Source organism: Candidatus Uabimicrobium helgolandensis, from assembly GCF_041508025.1.
Taxonomy (GTDB): Bacteria; Planctomycetota; Uabimicrobiia; order Uabimicrobiales; family Uabimicrobiaceae; genus Uabimicrobium; species Uabimicrobium helgolandensis.
Genome location: NZ_CP165719.1, coordinates 7853391 through 7872159, shown reverse-complemented (window position 1 = coordinate 7872159; position 18769 = coordinate 7853391). Strand labels below are relative to the sequence as shown.

12 protein-coding genes are annotated in these 18769 nt (G+C 34.6%); 6 read left to right on the top strand and 6 right to left on the bottom strand.

Translation table 11 applies throughout. The annotated features are described in order from the left end of the window. Positions 1 to 175: 175 nt before the first annotated feature. On the bottom strand, positions 176 to 2107 hold the full coding sequence (gene dnaK / locus UABHE_RS29050; protein WP_372366854.1) for a molecular chaperone DnaK: 1932 nt from the start codon (positions 2105 to 2107) through the stop codon (positions 176 to 178). A 380-nt stretch (positions 2108 to 2487) separates the two neighbouring features. Between dnaK and UABHE_RS29045 the strand changes: the two genes are divergently transcribed. Further along, positions 2488 to 2880 carry a SpoVG family protein gene (locus tag UABHE_RS29045; RefSeq protein ID WP_372366853.1) on the top strand — a complete coding sequence of 131 codons (393 nt, stop codon included), beginning with the start codon at positions 2488 to 2490 and terminating at the stop codon, positions 2878 to 2880. 285 nt (positions 2881 to 3165) lie between these two features. On the opposite strand, the gene UABHE_RS29040 is transcribed toward UABHE_RS29045, so the two are convergent. Further along, a complete protein-coding gene (locus UABHE_RS29040) occupies positions 3166 to 3453 on the bottom strand; it encodes a ComEA family DNA-binding protein (RefSeq protein WP_372366852.1) in 288 nt (95 codons plus the stop codon). Between the two features lie 23 nt (positions 3454 to 3476). Here UABHE_RS29040 and UABHE_RS29035 point away from each other — a divergent pair, with 23 nt between their 5' ends. The 3 genes from UABHE_RS29035 to UABHE_RS29025 are packed head-to-tail and all read left to right on the top strand — an operon-like array spanning position 3477 to position 9083. Next, positions 3477 to 4286, top strand: coding sequence for a rhomboid family intramembrane serine protease (locus UABHE_RS29035; RefSeq protein ID WP_372366851.1), 810 nt, complete (start codon positions 3477 to 3479; stop codon positions 4284 to 4286). Between the two features lies 1 nt (position 4287). Beyond that, the gene (locus UABHE_RS29030; RefSeq protein WP_372366849.1) at positions 4288 to 5160 is read left to right on the top strand and encodes a DUF1570 domain-containing protein; all 873 of its coding nucleotides are present in this window, start codon (positions 4288 to 4290) and stop codon (positions 5158 to 5160) included. A 32-nt stretch (positions 5161 to 5192) separates the two neighbouring features. Continuing rightward, positions 5193 to 9083, top strand: a complete 3891-nt coding sequence (locus UABHE_RS29025) for an FHA domain-containing protein (RefSeq protein ID WP_372366848.1) — start codon at positions 5193 to 5195, stop codon at positions 9081 to 9083. A 159-nt stretch (positions 9084 to 9242) separates the two neighbouring features. On the opposite strand, the gene yqeB is transcribed toward UABHE_RS29025, so the two are convergent. The 3 genes from yqeB to UABHE_RS29010 form a co-directional block, all read right to left on the bottom strand. Beyond that, positions 9243 to 10046: a selenium-dependent molybdenum cofactor biosynthesis protein YqeB gene (yqeB, locus tag UABHE_RS29020; protein ID WP_372366847.1), complete on the bottom strand. Its 804-nt coding sequence runs from the start codon at positions 10044 to 10046 to the stop codon at positions 9243 to 9245. 239 nt (positions 10047 to 10285) lie between these two features. Continuing rightward, complete coding sequence (locus UABHE_RS29015) at positions 10286 to 11476, bottom strand: PQQ-binding-like beta-propeller repeat protein (RefSeq protein WP_372366845.1); 1191 nt, start codon at positions 11474 to 11476, stop codon at positions 10286 to 10288. A 518-nt stretch (positions 11477 to 11994) separates the two neighbouring features. After that, the gene (locus tag UABHE_RS29010) at positions 11995 to 12921 is read right to left on the bottom strand and encodes a carbohydrate kinase family protein (protein ID WP_372366842.1); all 927 of its coding nucleotides are present in this window, start codon (positions 12919 to 12921) and stop codon (positions 11995 to 11997) included. Positions 12922 to 13299: 378 nt separating this feature from the next. Between UABHE_RS29010 and dctP the strand changes: the two genes are divergently transcribed. Next, complete coding sequence (dctP, locus tag UABHE_RS29005) at positions 13300 to 14262, top strand: TRAP transporter substrate-binding protein DctP (RefSeq protein WP_372366841.1); 963 nt, start codon at positions 13300 to 13302, stop codon at positions 14260 to 14262. 3 nt (positions 14263 to 14265) lie between these two features. Then, positions 14266 to 16467 carry a protein kinase gene (locus UABHE_RS29000; RefSeq protein WP_372366840.1) on the top strand — a complete coding sequence of 734 codons (2202 nt, stop codon included), beginning with the start codon at positions 14266 to 14268 and terminating at the stop codon, positions 16465 to 16467. Positions 16468 to 16495: 28 nt separating this feature from the next. Here the strand turns inward: UABHE_RS29000 and UABHE_RS28995 are convergent, their stop codons facing one another. After that, a complete protein-coding gene (locus UABHE_RS28995) occupies positions 16496 to 18667 on the bottom strand; it encodes an alkaline phosphatase family protein (RefSeq protein WP_372366839.1) in 2172 nt (723 codons plus the stop codon). Positions 18668 to 18769: the final 102 nt, after the last annotated feature.

Here is an 18769-nt window from a genome sequence, read left to right as displayed (position 1 = left end):
ATTGAATGATGATAGTTTCATTATTGATGTTTTTATTCGAAGCTGATACAATTTTTTTGAATAGGACAGAAGAGGAAGAAATAATTGTTTTTCTTTTCTACAACAGAGTTTTAGTATCGCAAATATCATAAAAAAAGCCCGACATTTTTTTAATGTCGGGCTTTAAAGCTGCTAACTATTCTTTAACTTCAAATTCAGCATCTATAACATCATCTTTTTTATCTGATGACTTTTCTTCTTCAGCAGCAGGTTGCTCACCTGCGCCTGCGCCTGCACCTGCAGCTGCGTCAGCACCAGGTTGTCCTTGACCTTCATACATCATTTTGCCTATTTCTTGGCATGCGACGCTGAAGTTCTCCATTTCTTTTTTCATTTCTTCAATGTCACCACCTTCGATGGCTTTCTTGAGTTTTTCTTTAGCATCATCGATATTTTTTCTTTGCTCTTCAGATACTTTTTCACCGTGTTCAGAAATAGGTTTTTCCATTGTGTAAAGTAAATTTTCCGCTTGGTTTTTTACATCTATGCGCTCTTTGATTTTCTTGTCTTCTTCTGCATGTTTCTCTGCATCTTGGCGCATTTTTTCTATTTCATCTTCCGATAAACCAGAAGAATTTTGAATTTGGATAGATTGTTCTGTACCTGTGTTTTTATCTTTCGCGGATACATTTAAAATACCGTTTGCATCTATATTAAAAGATACTTCTATCTGTGGAATGCCGCGAGATGCCGGAGCAATACCATCTAAACGGAAGTTACCAAGAGTTCTGTTGTCTTTAGCCATGCTGCGCTCGCCTTGTAATACTTGTATATCGACAGCGGTTTGGTTATCTGCAGCTGTTGAAAAGACTTCTTTCTTCTCTGTTGGAATGGTTGTATTTTTTTGAATTAGGTGAGTCATCACTCCACCTAAAGTTTCAATTCCAAGAGAAAGAGGAGTTACGTCAAGAAGAAGAACGTCTTTTAATCTACTATCTCCAGCAAGAATACCACCTTGAATAGCGGCTCCTAGAGCTACAACTTCGTCAGGGTTTACACCTTTATGTGGCTCTTTACCGAATATTTCTTTTACCATTTCTTGAACGCAAGGAATACGTGTAGATCCCCCGACGAGTACGACTTCATCGATGTCGCTTGCTTTTAATTTCGCATCACTCAATGCTTGGACACAAGGATTTTTGGTTCTTTCAACCAAGTCTTTGACCAATTGCTCAAACTGAGCGCGAGTTATTTTTTGGGTTAAGTGTTTTGGTCCACTTTGGTCAGCAGTAATAAATGGCAAGTTTACATCTGTTTGCATAACAGTAGATAGTTCGCATTTTGCTTTTTCTGCTGCTTCTTTTAAACGCTGTAAAGCCATTTCATCTTTGCGCAAATCTATGCCTTGTTCTTTTTTGAAGCCTTCGGCTAAAAAGTGGATTAGAGCTTCATCGAAGTCATCTCCCCCAAGACGAGTGTCACCATTAGTTGATTTCACTTCAAAAACATCTTCTCCAACTTCCAAGATAGAAACGTCGAAAGTTCCACCACCTAAATCGAAAACGACTATTTTTTGATTTTTTGATTTTTCTAAACCATATGCCAAAGATGCTGCTGTTGGTTCATTAATAATTCTTTTTACTTCGAGGCCTGCAATGCGTCCTGCATCTTTAGTTGCTTGGCGCTGGCTATCATTGAAGTAAGCTGGTACTGTTACTACCGCTTCTTTTATTTCTTCTCCAAGATAGTCTTCTGCGGCTTTTTTCAAATTTCGCAAGACAAAAGCGCTAATTTCTGGTGGCGTATATGTTTTCCCATCAATACCCACTTTTACTAAGTCGTCTGCATCGCCTTCTATAGAATATGGGACCATTTTTTCTTGAGAGGATACTTCCCCGTGTCTTCTCCCCATAAATCTTTTGATAGAAAAAATAGTATTTTTAGGGTTCGTAACTGCTTGGCGTTTTGCTGTTACACCAACTAATCGTTCTCCGTCTTTTGTAAACGCAACAACTGAAGGAGTAATACGACTACCATCGGTATTGGCAATAACTACAGGCTGTTCACCTTCCATTACTGCAACAACTGAGTTAGTAGTTCCTAAATCAATACCTATTATTTTACCCATGATTTTATCCCTTTATTTTTAAATTTGTGGAGTATCGTGTAAATTTTTTATTTTATTTCTCTTTCCCGCAAATAGTATGCCGTAAAACACAAAAACATATTGAAGTCCATATTTTAAAGGAATTAGCGAGGGCACCTCTAAACAATCATTCTCAATAGTGCCAATATGGTGCTCTTTAGTGCAGGAGAATAATGTCATTTTGGCGGAGATATACTTGTAAAATTTTTAATAAATATTATAATATTAAAGAATATCCAAAAATATGTATTAACTTAAAAAGAACAAACACACATCTTTGGTAAAACGTTTAAGGTCTACTTGTTTTGTTTCACTATACTTAGTGATATTTAGCAAACATTGATTGATATAGGAGAAACAAGTTGGAGATTACAGAAGTTAAAGTAAAAGTAGTCGAATCAAAAAACGATCGTTTACAAGCTTTTTGTAGTATTACAATCGACAATTGTTTTGTAATTCGCGACTTAAAAATTATAGAAGGCGCAAAGGGCGCTTTTGTAGCAATGCCCAGTCGAAAAATAATGGGGAAATGTACTCACTGCAGTGCAAAAAACCATATAAAATCACGCTTTTGTAATGAATGTGGTAAAGAATTAGATGATGAAGATAAGTCAAAAGGGGCTAAGCTCCATGCTGATATAGCTCATCCGATCAATTCTGAGTGCCGCAATTTACTTCAAGATAAAATATTAGAAGTGTATGAAAAAGAAAAAGCTATTTTTTTACGACTGTTGAATGCCGAACGCTCAGCATAAAACTCAGGGCAAATATGCCAAAATCCATGTGATAGTTTTATGTGAATACTACGTACATCTCGATAAACTTAAATAAAGTAATATCGAAATTTTGGTTTAAACTTCCCAGTTAAAAATTGTCTTTATTTTAAGATTTTTAGCTATATTTAGAAGTTTCCGATTGTATTGTATTTTGTGGTCGGGAACTTTTATACTACGAAAATTTACAACACCACATTCAACATCTTCAGTGTTATACTTTCCAAAGGTAGATTTATCTTCCTATGAACATCGACTAAACACGCCTTAATCAAAGCAAATATAAGAAAATGCTTCACGCAAAGACTTTTTTGACATTACTTTTTGTAAATCACTTCGCGTATGAAAAGGTCCATTTGCAAAACGATATTTATAAATTTTTTGCGCCGTTTTTTTTCCTATACCAGGTATAAGACATAGGTTTTCTCGTAAACAATGGTTAATGTTAATTTTGTTATTTTCAAGAAAAATACAATAAGATTGTATATAATGTGTGTAAAAGCACAAAATGTGGCACAGTATAAATACATAAAATAGTGTATTTTGTTTTTTCATAAGACTTCTTTCTGGACAAAAATATGAGAGTATCTCGGCCATACTTTGGAGGTAACGTTACTCCTGGAGTAAAATTGATAATGAAATGTACAATTATTGTTTTCATTATCCAGGTCTTTGCGACAAAAATGAATATATCGCAAGTTGAAGATTATTTTGCTTTAAAACCGCGAAATGCGATTGAAAACTTTTGGATATGGCAATTTTTTACTCATGGCTTTATGCACAGCGTTGGTAGTTATTGGCATATCTTTTTTAATATGTTGTCTTTGTATTTTTTTGGACATATTGTAGAAAGACATTACGGAACACGTAAGTTTTATATTTGTTATATTACTTGTATGGTTATTGCCGCAATTGTTCACTCTATAGATGCATATATCTATAAAAGTTCAGGTATTCCAGCTCTAGGTGCTTCTGGGGCCGTTATGGGGATTCTCGCTATTTCAGCATGTTTATTACCTGATACGATTGTGTATCTTATGTTTGCTATTCCACTACGTTTACGTACTTTAATTTGGCTTCTTGTTAGCTTTGAATTGTACAATGCAATAATGCATCCAAATTCTTCTGTAAGTGCCGCAGCACATTTAGGAGGAATTGGAGCGGGATATCTATTTTTTCGTTATGGACAACGGGTAATGAGTTGGATGGATAACCTGGAAATGCAAATGGAGCGACAAGACAAGAAGCAGCAACAGAAAAAATATAAGAATGTGCGTAGTAAAGTTGATGAACTATTAGACAAAATTAGTGATGGTGGTATTCACTCACTAAGTGAAAAAGAAAAAGACTTTTTGAAAAAAGCGAGTAAGAAATATAAAGATGATTAATATGAAAAGGTGGAAGCCTAAAATAATAAAATGGGGAGTTGTCTTGTTACCGCTGTTTACAGTGGTATTTGTATTGAAAATTTTTCTTCCGATGATCTCAAAACAAGTAAGAACTTCTCAATTTGGCAATGACAAATCGATATGTGAAACGACTCACTTTTACACATTAACAAAAAAAATACCAGAGTCACCTAAAGATGTGGCTATCTCTTGCGAAAATTTTTATAGTGCTTTTGTCGAGGAACACAAGTCGCAAATTGCTTTTAAAGAGCTGGAAAACAAAATCGAAGTTTTCTTTTTTGGAAATCGCAAAGAATTTGATGAATACTACAAAAAACAATATATGCGTAGCATTCCACATAATGCAGCCTTTTATTCACCTCTACAGCAGCGTATTGTTTTGTATTGGAATAATAACACTCGCGAAACACTGTATCATGAATTAACACATATGATTTTAGACATAGCAGTCAATTTTCACGAACCTCAGTTCAGTGTATGGTTCAACGAAGGATTGGCTATGTACTTTGAAAAATATACAGTGCAAAATGGTGCTTTAATTGTAGGAGATTTAGATAAAGACGCTGTTCTTTTTGTGAGGCAAGCATATAAAAATCGCCTTTTTGTTCCACTTACAGCTCTTTGCCAATCACAATCAGCAGACTTCAGAAGTAGCCAAAACTCAATCTACTATTACGAAAGCTACTTATTTATTTATTTTTTAAAGCACGTCAAGGGAAATGACATATTTTTAAGGTACTTTAAGGAAGAAGGTAAATCTGGTCCGTGTTCTCCGTACGCTTTATCAAATATTCTGCAAAAACCAAACGTGGAAATAGAAAAAGAATTTTTAGCATATTTCAAGATTAATTAGGGCACTGCGCCCTAACACTTTGGAGAATTATCATGAGTTTAAATTTGCTTCTCATTCATCTGTCGAGTGAAAAAAAATATACAACATTTCGAATGGGAGAAGTGACAACTGTAGGTAGAAGCGAAACTTGCGAAATTCAAATAAATGTGAAAGGGGTTTCGGGAAGCCACGCCAAAATTACCCAAAATGAGAAAACATTTGTGTTGAATGATTTAGGAAGCACAAATGGCACATATGTAAACAATAAGAAAATCGATAGCCCTCATATACTAGCACATGGTGAGAAAATTTCTATTGGTAGTTACAAGTTTTTAGTTTGGGACCCAAAAAATCCATTGCCGTTTTTGTTTTCTGTAAATGATGATGCTTTGGTAGCAATCTGCGAATTTCCTTTTACTATTGGGCGCGCAAGTAGTAACCATTTTGTTTTTTCTGATAAAAATTCTTCTAGTCAGCACGCACAATTTATCAAAAAACAAGACAAGCATTTTATTGTTGACCTTAACAGCACCAATGGAACCGTTGTGAACAAGCAACGTATAAAGCAAAATCCTATAGAACATTTTGATCATATAAAAGTAGGTGGGTGGGAAGGGTTTTTTCTTTGTGAAAACACTAATAACTACAGTGTAAAATTCTCGCAATTACCCGAACAAAAAATTGAAGATACTTTGTTTATAGGTAAAGGCGAAGATAATGATATCATCATTGATCATGGAACAGTCTCTCGTAAACATTGTCGCATCTTTTATGAGTATAGTTGTCTATGGATAGAAGATCTAGGTAGCAGTAATGGTACTAAAGTAAATGGCAAAAAAATTTCTAAATGGCCTTTGACTCATGGTGATCATGTTTTAGTTGGAAACGAAAAATTAAACATAATAAATAAATCTCTTGGCAATAGTGAATTTCAATTGGAAAGTGACGAAGGCGAAAAATTTAATATTTCAGGGCAAAAAGTTCTTATTGGACGAAAGCAGAGTTGTCAGATTTGTTTGGAAGATTCAGAAATTTCAAGTATTCATGCTGAAATAGTTGTTGATGATAACGGGGTTACTATTTTTGATAAAGAAAGTCGTAATGGACTTTATGTAAATGGGCAACGTGTAAAAAAAAGTAGTTTAAATCACAATGATCGCATTAGAATTTGTAGTAAGTGTTTAACTTTCCAAAATAAAACCCTTTGTGCTGTGGAAGGTATTGAAGAAAGTGGTTATGCGATTGTTCCATTTGAAAATGATATCTACAAACCTCCAATCTACCTAAATAGATTTTTGTCTATAGGAAAAGATAAAAGTAACCATTTTGTTGTAAGTAGTGTATCGAACAAAGATGCTCACATTTACAAAGAAGGCGATGATTACTTTATAAAAAATTGTGATTCCGCTTTAGGAGTTACTGTTAATAACCAAGCGATTACAAACCATCACTTGCAGCATCAAGATTGCATTACCATTGGTTCAACTACTTTCTTTTTTAAAGATGCAAGTCAATCCTTAGAAGTAACAAAACCTACAGAAAATAAAGAAAAGATATTTCCTAAATGGGCAGCAATGGCGGTTGCTGTAGTTTTTTTAAGCTTTTTTGCACATTCGTTGTTGTCTTCAAAAAAAACAAGTGATCAGCCAGAAATAAAAATTTCTGAAACGAAGGATTCTCAAGAAAAAATAGTAAAAGTAGATGATAAAACGGTTATTGCAGATGCTCTGAAAGATGCACGCGAGCAATCGAAAATATATCACTTTAATCAAGCAATTTCTATTTTGAAGAATTCGCGAAAAAAAATACAAGTTTTGGCTAACTTACAAACATTAAAAACACATATAGATTATTTTAAAATACGTGCCCGTCTCTTTGATGAAATGAATCAATTATTAACAATATCAGGGCATGATAATCCAGTAAGACTCTATATTCCTGGTCGTGGAATTTGTAGTGTTAACAAAGCAAATAAAAAAACATCTCAACTCATTTTAGAAAATCGCGATCACAAAATATTTTCGTATCCTTGGAAAAAAATATCTCCAAAAATGTTTTTGTACATCGCTGAACAACTAACACTTGATGAAAAGTATGCTGTTACTTTGATGGAAATGGCCCAAGAGTTTCTTTTTCCTGAAGAGTGTGAAAAATATGGTATTGCCGCGCTTAAAAGTTTTCCTAATCAGCAAAAACATATAAATGAGATTTACGCCAAAATGATTGGTATTCCTGTGCCGGATGAAGGTTTTTCTGTGTACAAAGGTAGACTTCTTCCAACGAAAAAAATTAGAATATTGCGGCAGCAAGAGATTTTACAAAACAAAAAAGAGCAAGATCTTTTACAACAAAAACAAATAAAAATAGATCGCCTAAAAGCTATTGAGCTAGCGAAACAGAAAGAAAAAGAAGAATTCCCAGTACGTTACTCTATTATAGATGAATTTGCGCGTACATATAGCTACAAAAAAGCCCAAGAGCAATTCAAAAAGTTGCTAAAGAGTACAACTATTCGCGAATTCCGCCAAAAAATAGAACGGCGCATGAAAGAAATAGAGCCTTTAGCAAAGTTATTTGCGAAATTAATTTATGCAATCAAAGAACAAAAATTAAGAAATAATCGCGTAAAGATAGGTGATGTACAAGGTGTTATTACCACTGCTACAGAACGTCACTTTCAAATAACAATTCCCAATGGAGAAATTCGTCAACGTTGGTATTACTTATCTCCTGAAAAAATATATGACTTTTTTGCACGACTGCGTTATGCACGAGATGACTTATATTACATAGGGGTTTTTTGTTTTGAAAATGAACTGATTGATGAAGGAAACACTTCTTTTATTAATTATTTAGCGCAAGATCCTAGAGGACAAAAACGCGTTGACAAGTATATTTCTCGCAAATTTGAAGTTCCTATACCTAAAGGAGGCTTTGTCGCTTATCGCGGGAAACTAATTTCGCCTGAAGAACGCGGAAATTTATCAAAAGGACTTGTTCGTCATGGTAAAGAATGGGTAACTCCGGCAGATAAAGAGCGTTTAGAGCAAGGCTATGTAAAGTATAAAGGTAAATGGATTACTGTTGACGAACAAAAATTAATATCCAAAGGTTATGTAAAATATAAAGATAAGTGGCATTCACGCGAAGAAATAAATAAAATTCGTAGTAACTGGGAAGATGCTTGGACAATTTCTACAGAGCATTACGAAATACGCACTAATATTTCTGAAGACTTTCTCAATGAGTTTGCAACCATTATGGAACAAGCATATTTGGTATATAAGAAATTTTTTAATAACATTGACGCGCGCAGGCGCATGACTCTCTTTGCCTTCAAAGGCTATGAAGATTACCGCAAATTTTGCATTGATACAGGGCAGCAAGGTTCATTACGCGCAGGTGGATTTGCTCATTCAGGTATGAACGTTGGTGTAGGATGGAAGCGCAATAAAAACGAGCAGCTTTTAAATACAATGATTCACGAAGGTGGGCATCTCTTTCAATTTAACGCTTATCCGCGCTCTTCGTCTCCATCTTGGCTGTCAGAAGCGACAGCGACGCAATTCGAAGGATACTCTTGGAATAGACAAACAAAAAAACTAAGTTTTGACTTTGTTTCAAAACAACGCCTTTCGTGGATAAAACGCAATGTGTTGAAAAAAGATTATTTTTCTATACCTGATTTAATTCAAGGGCGTGCAATCGAGTTTATTAACTCTGACCCACAAAAAGCAATGACTTTTTACTCTCAAAACTGGGCTCTTTTCTATTTTTTAACGCACACAAAAGTAGAAAAGTATCGCACTGGGTTTCAAAAGTTTTTGAAGCAAGTCCATAGCGGTGGAGTTCGCGGCCGCGAAGCAACTATCTTCTTAGAAATATTCGAAGGAGAGCTTGATAATGTAGAAAAATTATGGACTTCTTTGGTTTCGGGTTTATAGCGTGTTGATCTAGTAATTTTATTTGGAAGTATCTTATACTGCAATACTTGTATGTTGTTGCAGTATAAGATGTTGTTCTCGTTAATCTCTAACTATTTTGTCTTGAATATAAACGAACAACAAATGCAAAGATACTTCAAGAAATAATGTTAGCTTTCGCTAGTAAGCCTTTACATTTCGAACGATCACTTCTAAAACAGCGCCTGATATATTTCTCGCCTTTTCTGACATACAAAAACAGTATTCAATTTTGTTGCGTGGATCAATATCGCCTACTTTGGTTCTTTTTTTGCAAAAATGACCGTCGGCGATAATTCCGCGAACAATACCTGATATTTTTGCTGTTATGATTTGATCTTCGATTTGCCCAAAGGGATTACCTTTCTCTATCGGTGCTCCTATAAATGAGTATCCTTTAAAAATACCATCAACAGGAGCGCGTAACAACCTTTCGCTTGTTACACCTGCAATATTTCCAGGAGTACTTGTATTTGTTTGGGCTTGCCCTCTTGAAATTATTTTTGCAAGATTATGTCCTCTATTGCTTTCAATAACAAAATGAACATCTTTTGGGGCGGTGAAACCTGGGCCAATGCCAATAACTAGCGGGGCATCATTAACACTTGTTCCAACATTGCGTTTGGCAATAATTGCATCTATAACTACAGCAGGTTTTATTGCTTTAATTATATCCGCTGCTTCATCGACAACAACAGGTATTATGTTTTTAGCAACTAGATCTTTTATTCCTTCAATATCCTCTTTTATCGCTCTTTGCGCGCAAATATTTTGTAAGCAATATCTATCAGTAAAAATAGCTTGAGCAAAGGAAACTGTTCTGCGAATAACAGAAGGTTTTTCTCTTTCTGTCATAACAACAGGAAAATGGCACATCATAAGACGATGAGCTATGGCTGAAGCCATTTCTCCCGCCCCTTTTATAACAACTAAATTATTTTTCATAAAATCCACACAAAAATATAGCGTTGTTATCATAAAATTTACGATAACAACGCTATCAAGTGACTAAATCAAGTCACTTATAAAACGTATCTAGGAGCTTTAGGCTTAAGGCGTAAACTGCCCAAGCACAGTGTAGTGTTCGTTTTGTCTAGATAATTTTCGCAACACTGCGCTAGTTTTCGATACTGTAAACTGCCCAGTCTAAAAAGGAGTAACTTTGTAACAGCAGGTGTACGATCTTATTTTTCTTCTACAGAGAAAATATAGCCATCATCTGTTGCCATGTAACCTACAAAGCCTAGATCATCATTGGTATTTTGGGTAAAATGATTAAACATGTCTAAATTGAATTCTTCTGTTGTTATACCCGTTTTTGGATTTACACCAAGAAGGCTTTTGCCATACTTCATAATCCAAATATGGTATTTTCCCTGGAAATAAATACTTTTTCCATCAGCAACTTCCCACTTGAGTTTTCCTGATCCAACATCTAAAGCATGCATAATGGAGGTTTTGCCTGCTTCGCGTTGAGACATACAATAAACAGTATTGCCTATTGTTAGTGGTTGTTCGTTGATTTCACCACCGCTTTCAAATTTCCAATTTACATTACCTGTAATGCGGTTAATCGCATATAGATTGTAATCTCTAGAGCCAACAAATAATACAGGAGGATCATTGGTCGCTGTTAAGTTTGCCTTATTACCACCAAAGGTATGAAAAATACTATTTTCGCCCCACTCTTTTATTCTATCTCCGGTCTGACTGCTAATAGAGTGTACTCGGTTATCCATTGTTCCGAAATATAGAGAACCGTCTACTTCTACTGGTAGTGACCACACATGGTCGTCTAGACGAAAACGCCAATCGTGCCTTGCAGTCTCTGGATTCACAGCGTATACAAAACGATCCCATCCAGCAATAAAAGCATAGCGATCTGTTGCACATACTGATGAACATGGAACAAAAGAAAGTTCTCTCTTTAAAAGTTGTCCACCTGTTATGGTTGATATAACATGTAAGTTTCCCATACTAAGTACAAAAAGTTTATCTTTGTACTTGGTTGGTGCATAATCTAATTTATGTCCGACTTTGTATACCCAAAGTGGTTCACCCGTTTTGCGGTCGAAAGCGTATAAATAGGTTGACTTAGTTGAGGCAACTAAAATTTCATCTATTAAGTAAAGACTTTCTATTTCTTCACCAGTAATTTGATGATGCCATCTCGTTATTAAAGGTGTAACTTGAACATGGTCTTTTAATACTTTAGAGCGAGGAATTTTTGTTTCATTTTTGATTTTTTTAGATGCACTTGTCTTTATTTCTTGAGAATTTTTTTCGGTTTTTTGAACGTTTTTTGGCTTTTGATATTTTTTGCAAGTACAGGAAATTAAACTGAATATCATTATCAAATATAACAAACATCTCATAATACACGCCATTTCTAATACAAAGTAACTAAGGGGTTTGAAAAAAATGATGTACCAAATTTTGTGTAGAAATTTTATTCATCGGCTGCATTTTAAATGCGCATAACATTATTTTGTAAACAAAAACAATAACGCTGACGAATAAGAGCAAGCAAAATGGTACATGTTTTTCCTAACTTGTTTGGAATCGAGTTTTTGCGTTGCGCTTGTGATTAAGGGGTGTCATCACTCATTTTTTTCTCAAATCCAGTGTTCTGGGCAAAAACAAGGCAGTCTAAACATTAGGCATGTGGCTTTGATTTTCTTTTCGACACTAGCTTTGTTACTCAATTACAAAGCAAAACAATATGCTTTAAAATACTTCGCAACTAACTAAAATATCTTGTATTACATAAAAAACTAAATATCAACACGCCCTAAATTTTGAAAATTAAATCACGACACTCCATAACTCATTAAGATTATAATAATAATTTCGCTAAAAAACTGCAAGTCATTTCCTCTAAGCAATTACGAAATTATTTTTTAGGTGTCTCTTTATAACTTTCCATAAATATTTTTGGCCAATCATGGCTGTTACTAGAGTCTGGAACACATCCACCGTAGAATTCGCATGCATGAGTTCCTACAAACATAGCAAATGATAACATTTTTTCTACATCCCATTTTTGTAGATATCCATATACTATCGCTGCGCGAAAATTATCACCTGCCCCAGTTGTATCAATAATGTTTCCTTTATAAAGAAGAGGGAAGTAAGAACAAGTGTTGCGGTGTATAAATATACAGCCTAAAGCTCCAAGAGTTACAATAATCCTAATTTCGCTGTGTTCTTTGTATACCGCGAGGAGTTTCTTTTTCAATTTAGGTATTTGTTCTTTTGTCGTTTGTCTTGACACTAGTACTAACGAAGCCAGTGAAAAGTGTGGTTCATTTGGCTCTGTGTCAGACAAAATAATTGGTATTTGCAAATCATGTGCTTTGAATGCTGCTTCCTGCATAACTTTAGCACTTTTTGCAAAATAACCATCTAAACAAAGTAATTTAGTTTGCTGCAAGTAATCTTTAGGTATACTTATGTAATCTTGCGGAGCCGGGTCTGCAATAATTGTTCGTTCACCACTTTCATCTACTAATATATATGCACAGTGGGTTTCTCCGCGGCGGGATTTGTCAATTTTTTTGATATTAAGCTTGTATTGGCTTATAGTTTTTACAAAAAAATCTCCCGGGTTATCATTTCCCAAATGGTGACAACCTACAAGTCCAGTGTTTATTTTCCACCGACTAATACACGTTGCAGAATTAGTTGCTGATCCCCCTAATTTTTGAAACTTTTTTTTGGCGGAGGTAATAGCAAATCGCTGAGGGAATTTATCAAAAATAAACAAATAATCAACAATGACCATTCCATAAAAGATAACATCAAATTTTTTCTCTAGCATTTTATCCAACAATTCTGTTTAGGGCGTGTCGACATTTTTTTATGTAATGCGCATTATTTTAGGGAGTAGCGCGGCACTTTGAAAGTGCAAAGTTGAAGAAAAGTAACGAAGCTAATCTTCGAAAGAGCCAAATTACAAGGAAGAAAATATCGACGCACCCTAACGAAAACAAAGATTTTGAAGGTTAAGGAGTGTTTGTACTGAAAGCCTATTATAGTATCTTAAGTTTTCATACATAAGAAAAAAATTAGCTTTTTGTTGCAGATAATTAGAATTATTTTTGGTATAGCAGCTAATTTATGCCAAAATAAATAGGCATATTCACCTTGGAAGACATTACCTTACCAAAAATAAATACTCGCATCGAAAGGACTCAAAATGAAACTCCATTTAATTGCAATAATAACTTTGATATCAAGCTGTTTGTTTGCCGAAGAGGTTATTTTGAAAATAGCAACAGTAACGCCAGAAGGATCTTTGTGGACAAAAAAACTGCGAGATATGGATAAAGAGATCAAAAAGAAAACAAAAGGACGTGTGAGGCTAAAGATTTATGCCGATTCACGTAAAGGCAGCGAAGCAAAAGTTGTAAGGAAAATTAACGATTTCAAACTTGACGGAGCTCTTTTTTTACAATCAGGAATGGAAAACATTGTACCACAAACTAGCATTTTACAACTGCCATACTACTATAAAGGTAACGAGCACTGGCAAAAAGTTCAAGCAACGTTGAAAAAAGATTTAGAGTTCTCCTTTTCTAAAAAGCAAATCAAAGTATTGGGGTGGGTAGGTTCTGGTTTCACTTATGCATTTACAAATAAACAAGTGCAATCATTGAAAAATTTCCAACAGTTGAAAAATTGGTTGTACACTGAAGATCCTTTGATTCAAACTTGTTTCGAGAGATTAGGGTTAAAAGGAAAAGAAATAAAGGTAAAAGAAGTCTTGCAATCTTTGCAAAAGAAAGATATTAATAGTGTATATGCTTCACCGTATTTGCTTGTTGCTTTAGAGTGGCACAAACATGTTAATTATTGCATTGATCTTCCGATTAATAATGTTGTTGGCGGTTTTGTTTTGCATGAAAAAGCATATGCAAGCATACCTTCGAAAATGCGAAAAAAAGTAGGGAAAATTATAAAAAAGCATATGAAATTGTTGTCTAAAACAATACACAAAGAAAACGCTGTTGCAAAAGAGTTATTAAAGAAAAAGTATAAAATTCAATTTGTTCAACCTGACAATAACTGGGCGAATACGTGCCAAAAATTAGGGCAAAAAATCGCAGAGGAAAATGTAGGAAAGAGATATACACAACAACAATTACAAACGACAAAGTAGCCAATGGAAAAATACCAAGTACTCCAAATAATAAAAGAAGATTCTTGTGGGAAGTTTTTTCTTGCTGTAGACAAAGTAAATAATCAAAAAGTTGCGTTGAAAACAATGTTACTTCCTAAAAAAAATACAGCTTATTGGTTGGAGCAATACAAAAAAGAGTGCCAAATTCTGGCCCACATGCAACATCCTAATGTTATTAAAAGTTATGATTTTTTTGTAAAAAATAATTATGCTGTAATAGTAATGGAGTATGTTGAAGGTATTCCATTCACAGAATTTCTACGAGGTCTTAGTTGCTATAGTTTTTGTGAGCAAATTGAAATGGCCATGCAAATTGTTTCTTCTATTGCAGCAGTTAGTGAATTTGGCATTGTCCACCAAGGAATATCTCCAAACAGTTTTGTGGTAAGATTGAGTGACCGAAGAATTAAGTTGATAGATGCTGGGGTCATTTCGCGTAGTGATTATCGAAGCCCCGAATCTTTACAAGGAAAAATGGCTGCAAATAGTGATGTCTATTCTTTAGGTGCAGTACTTTACATTTTTTTTGGTCATGCAATCTATCCTCATAGAAATTTTTTATCCGAGGTAAACGCAACTAAAGATTTTCCACATTTAGCTCAGGCTTATAGCCCTGAAAACGTCCAAAAAATTTGTAGTTTACTACAAAATGCCCTAGAAAAAAATCCCCAAAACCGCTTACAAAATGTCTCTCTTTTCAAAAAATATCTGAAAGAAATATACAAAGAGGCATCATCAAACAAAGCCAAAATTAGTAAAACGATCAAGAAAAGATTAAATGCTCCTATTGTGCCTAAGCCCGACTACAGTGATGACGACATAAAGCCAAATAAAACTACTCGTAACAAAAACAAAAAAAAGTGGATCGGCGCTCTGATAATCGTTATTTTGATTTCGATATTTTTAGTACAAAGACATTCAAATAATCTCAATAAACAAAAAGAAGCTAAGGCTATTACACATTTTCAAAACTCTTTTATTCTTTATCAACAACAAAAATATGTTAGTGCTAATGAATATAATAATAAAGCCCTGTCTCTTGTACAAAAACCAGAATTTTTGATTCAGAAAGCTTTTATCGTATATCAATGTCGTACAAATAATGAAGAAGCATCTTTAGCAAACGAACTTGTTCAAAAAGTTTTACCGCAATTAAGAAAAAAGAAAACGGTTTTCTCGTGGTATGCTTTAGGGCACATATACAGGTATGGTATTGGTGTTGAGAAAGATTTAGACAAATCTCTAGATTACTATAAAAAAGCAATGAAGCTTAACCATGTTCCAAGTATTCTCGAAGCTGGAGATGTGCTTGAGGAGATGAAAAATTATTTGCAAGCAGTAAATTTTTACAAAAAAGCCATAACATTTAAAAATGCTGATGCTTTTCAGCGTTTATCTCTTTTACACATCCAAAAAAAAATAGCGAAACCTAGTATGTATCAAGTAGAGATATGGTTAAAAAAAGGCGCTTCTTTAGGTAGTGGGCAATCAATGAATGGTCTTGGATTTTTTTATTTCCAAGGACTTGGTGGAGTCAAAGATGTACCTCAGGCAATATCATGGTTAGAAAAAGCTGTAAAACATGGTAGTTTAGTTGCAAACTATAATTTAGGGCAATTTTATTTAAATGGTTCATATGTTTCTCAGGATACGAAAAAAGGACTTGCATATTTAACATATGCAGCAGAAAATGGAGATGAACGCGCAGCCTATGTTTTAGGACAAGCTTATTTTGAAGGAAAAGTACTCCCTAAAGATTATATTGAAGCATTTAACTGGTTTCTGCAAGCAGCTTATAAAGAGAATATGCAAGCTATTGGAAGATTAGGTGACTTGTATTATTATGGATATGGTGTACAACAAAATTTTTCGCTTGCATTAGAGTATTATACGAAAAGTGCAGAAGAGAATTATTTACCTGCAATACATGGTTTAGGTATTATGTATTCAAACGCAAATGGCGTAGAAAAAGACATGAATAAAAGTGTAAGACTTTTTATGAAGGCTGCCAATTTAGGTTACTTTGATTCAATGTATGTATTGGGAATGTTGGCAGAAAAAGGTTTGATTCAAGCCGCAAACACTGACAATAGAACTCTTGCCATTTTATGGTACCAAAAAGCCTTGCGAAAGGGCGACTCTCGTGCGAAAGCAGCCCTTCAAAGACTACAATATAAAAAATAGTATTGCGAATATTTTAGATAGACACTTCCTACTTATTTAATATTTTTATTACTTTTCCGTCCACATTTTCCGGTTTAACAGAAAATATATTCAAAATAGATGGCGCTAGATCTTGTAGATGAATATCTTGGTGCGATATTTTATGATTGCACATAAAAACACCAGGCACAAGTTGCGGATCAACGCTACAGTGATCACCACTCCATTTTGAGTTATTTGCTTCGATGATATTTTTAGGTACACCTCCAAGAGATGTTTGCCAGGAAACTCTATAGCCGTCAGAGAACCCAACTACAATATCAGCTGCTTCATGCGAGTATGGACCTACAAATACTTTTTCTTGCATAAAAACGTTGTTAACCACTTTTTCTTGTTGAAAAGTGAATTGCTTTAACTTCTTTGCAATTTCAAGTCGTAGTGATTGGTAATCTTCCTTTTTTACGATTCCGGTAGGTTCACGGTCTTGTAAATTGATAAATATTTTCCCCAAACCTATTGCGTAAGCCTTTGTACGCTTCCAATCAATATCTTGTAGTAACCGTGAGCGTTCGAATAAATCGCGAACTTGCATATCACTTCGCTTCTGATCGGTATCTTTTAGATATAGATAACCGTTTTTTAGCAACCAAGTATTTAAATTTACTTGCCAGCGAAAAGATTTAAATCCGTGGTCAGAAACAACAAGTAATATATCGTCCTTTTCTAATTTTGCGTGCGCTAAACCTATGATATTGTCCATTTCTTTATAAATATCAAGTAGTTTGTGTTGTGAATTTGCTTTGTAAAGTGGATGTTTTTTGTCAATAAAGCGCCAGTACATATGGCTCGCACGATCAGTAAAGTAAAACACCGAGACTAGTAAATCTTGCTTTTGTTCTAACATATGTAAAAAAATATTTTTACGACTTTGTAAAATATTTTGTAAGTCCGTTGCAAAAGCTTCTTCAGAAATAGCTTCGTCTTTCAGTGCGTTTGTAGCAGATGCCCAACCTAATGTAGAATACATTCCTACATTGTTTACTATTTTGCTAGCAAAGTCTTTTGGAAAAGACAGTTGTACGTTCGCTGGTAAATCTTGAGGTGAAAACTGCACAGGGGTCATATAGAAGTTAATCTCTGGTTCTATTGAGGAGATATAGACTCTTACCGCACCGTGAAGTGAGAGAAGAGGGCTCATATCGAATCGTAGAAAAAACCAATCACTCCACTGCCCTTGTTTTAACAGCTGTTTGTTTTTCTGGATAGATATTTCTATTTCTTTTCCGCGCTTTTTTGCAAAAAGAGGCAAAGTTAATTGTAGTTTTTGTTGTAACTTTGCAATACGATTGCGAATTTGAGATATACTGTTAATATCTGTTGTTCTACTTTGCTCTTTTAACAGTTTAAAATACTCTTCACGCGCAATAAGATTTTTGGGCCCAACAACATTTCCGGTATACGAAGTGCCATCAAAAATAAGTGGGTATTGCCAACCTCCTGTTTCAGTACTATATGTTTTGCGATTAAAACTACTATAAACTCCCCAAGTACCGTTTGTTCCTAAAAGATCAGGAACTCCGAAACCGCATAATAAATGACCACAACTAACTTTTTCTGCTGGAAAGGCTATTGGCGCCATAATAACATCAGTCTTTATGTTATTTTCGCCAGCCGTCGTCCAAAAAGATGTTCCTTTTTTCAGTGGAATAGCATAAGGAATTTGTTGAGGAATAAGAGAATTTAGTGCATAAAAAACTAATAAACTAGGCACGAATCCTGCTACTAAAGCCAGTTGTAAACCCCATTTGTAACGACGAACAAAAATGTAACAAATGCCAAAAAAAATAACAGCGACAAGAATCAGTATGATAATTTTTTGCCATGATTTCAGAAAAACGAAATTTTTAGCTTTCGCGACCGCATATTCAGGTTTGTATTGTCCTATATTTCTTTTTAAAAAGCCGAATATACGATGCTTTCCTGGATTATTTCCTGTGGCAAAAGTTGCCCAAGCAACTGGAGAATGAGATGGGTTGGTAGTTGCGATAGGTATAACTGTTCCGCGTTTTTGTAAATTTTTAATATTTGGCAAGTAATCAATCCACTGCTCTATTAGCTGAGGATCAGCTCCATCAAAACCAAGAACAACAACACGCGGTTCACAAAAAAACTGCGTAGAAAACGCAAATATCACGATTGAAATTAAAACATTATACCGCATAATTTTTCCTTTGTGATGGGTCTATAAATGTAGTATTATTTAGGATGGGAAAGAATACAATCTACAATAATACAAGGCATTTCCACGAACTTCAAAAAACTT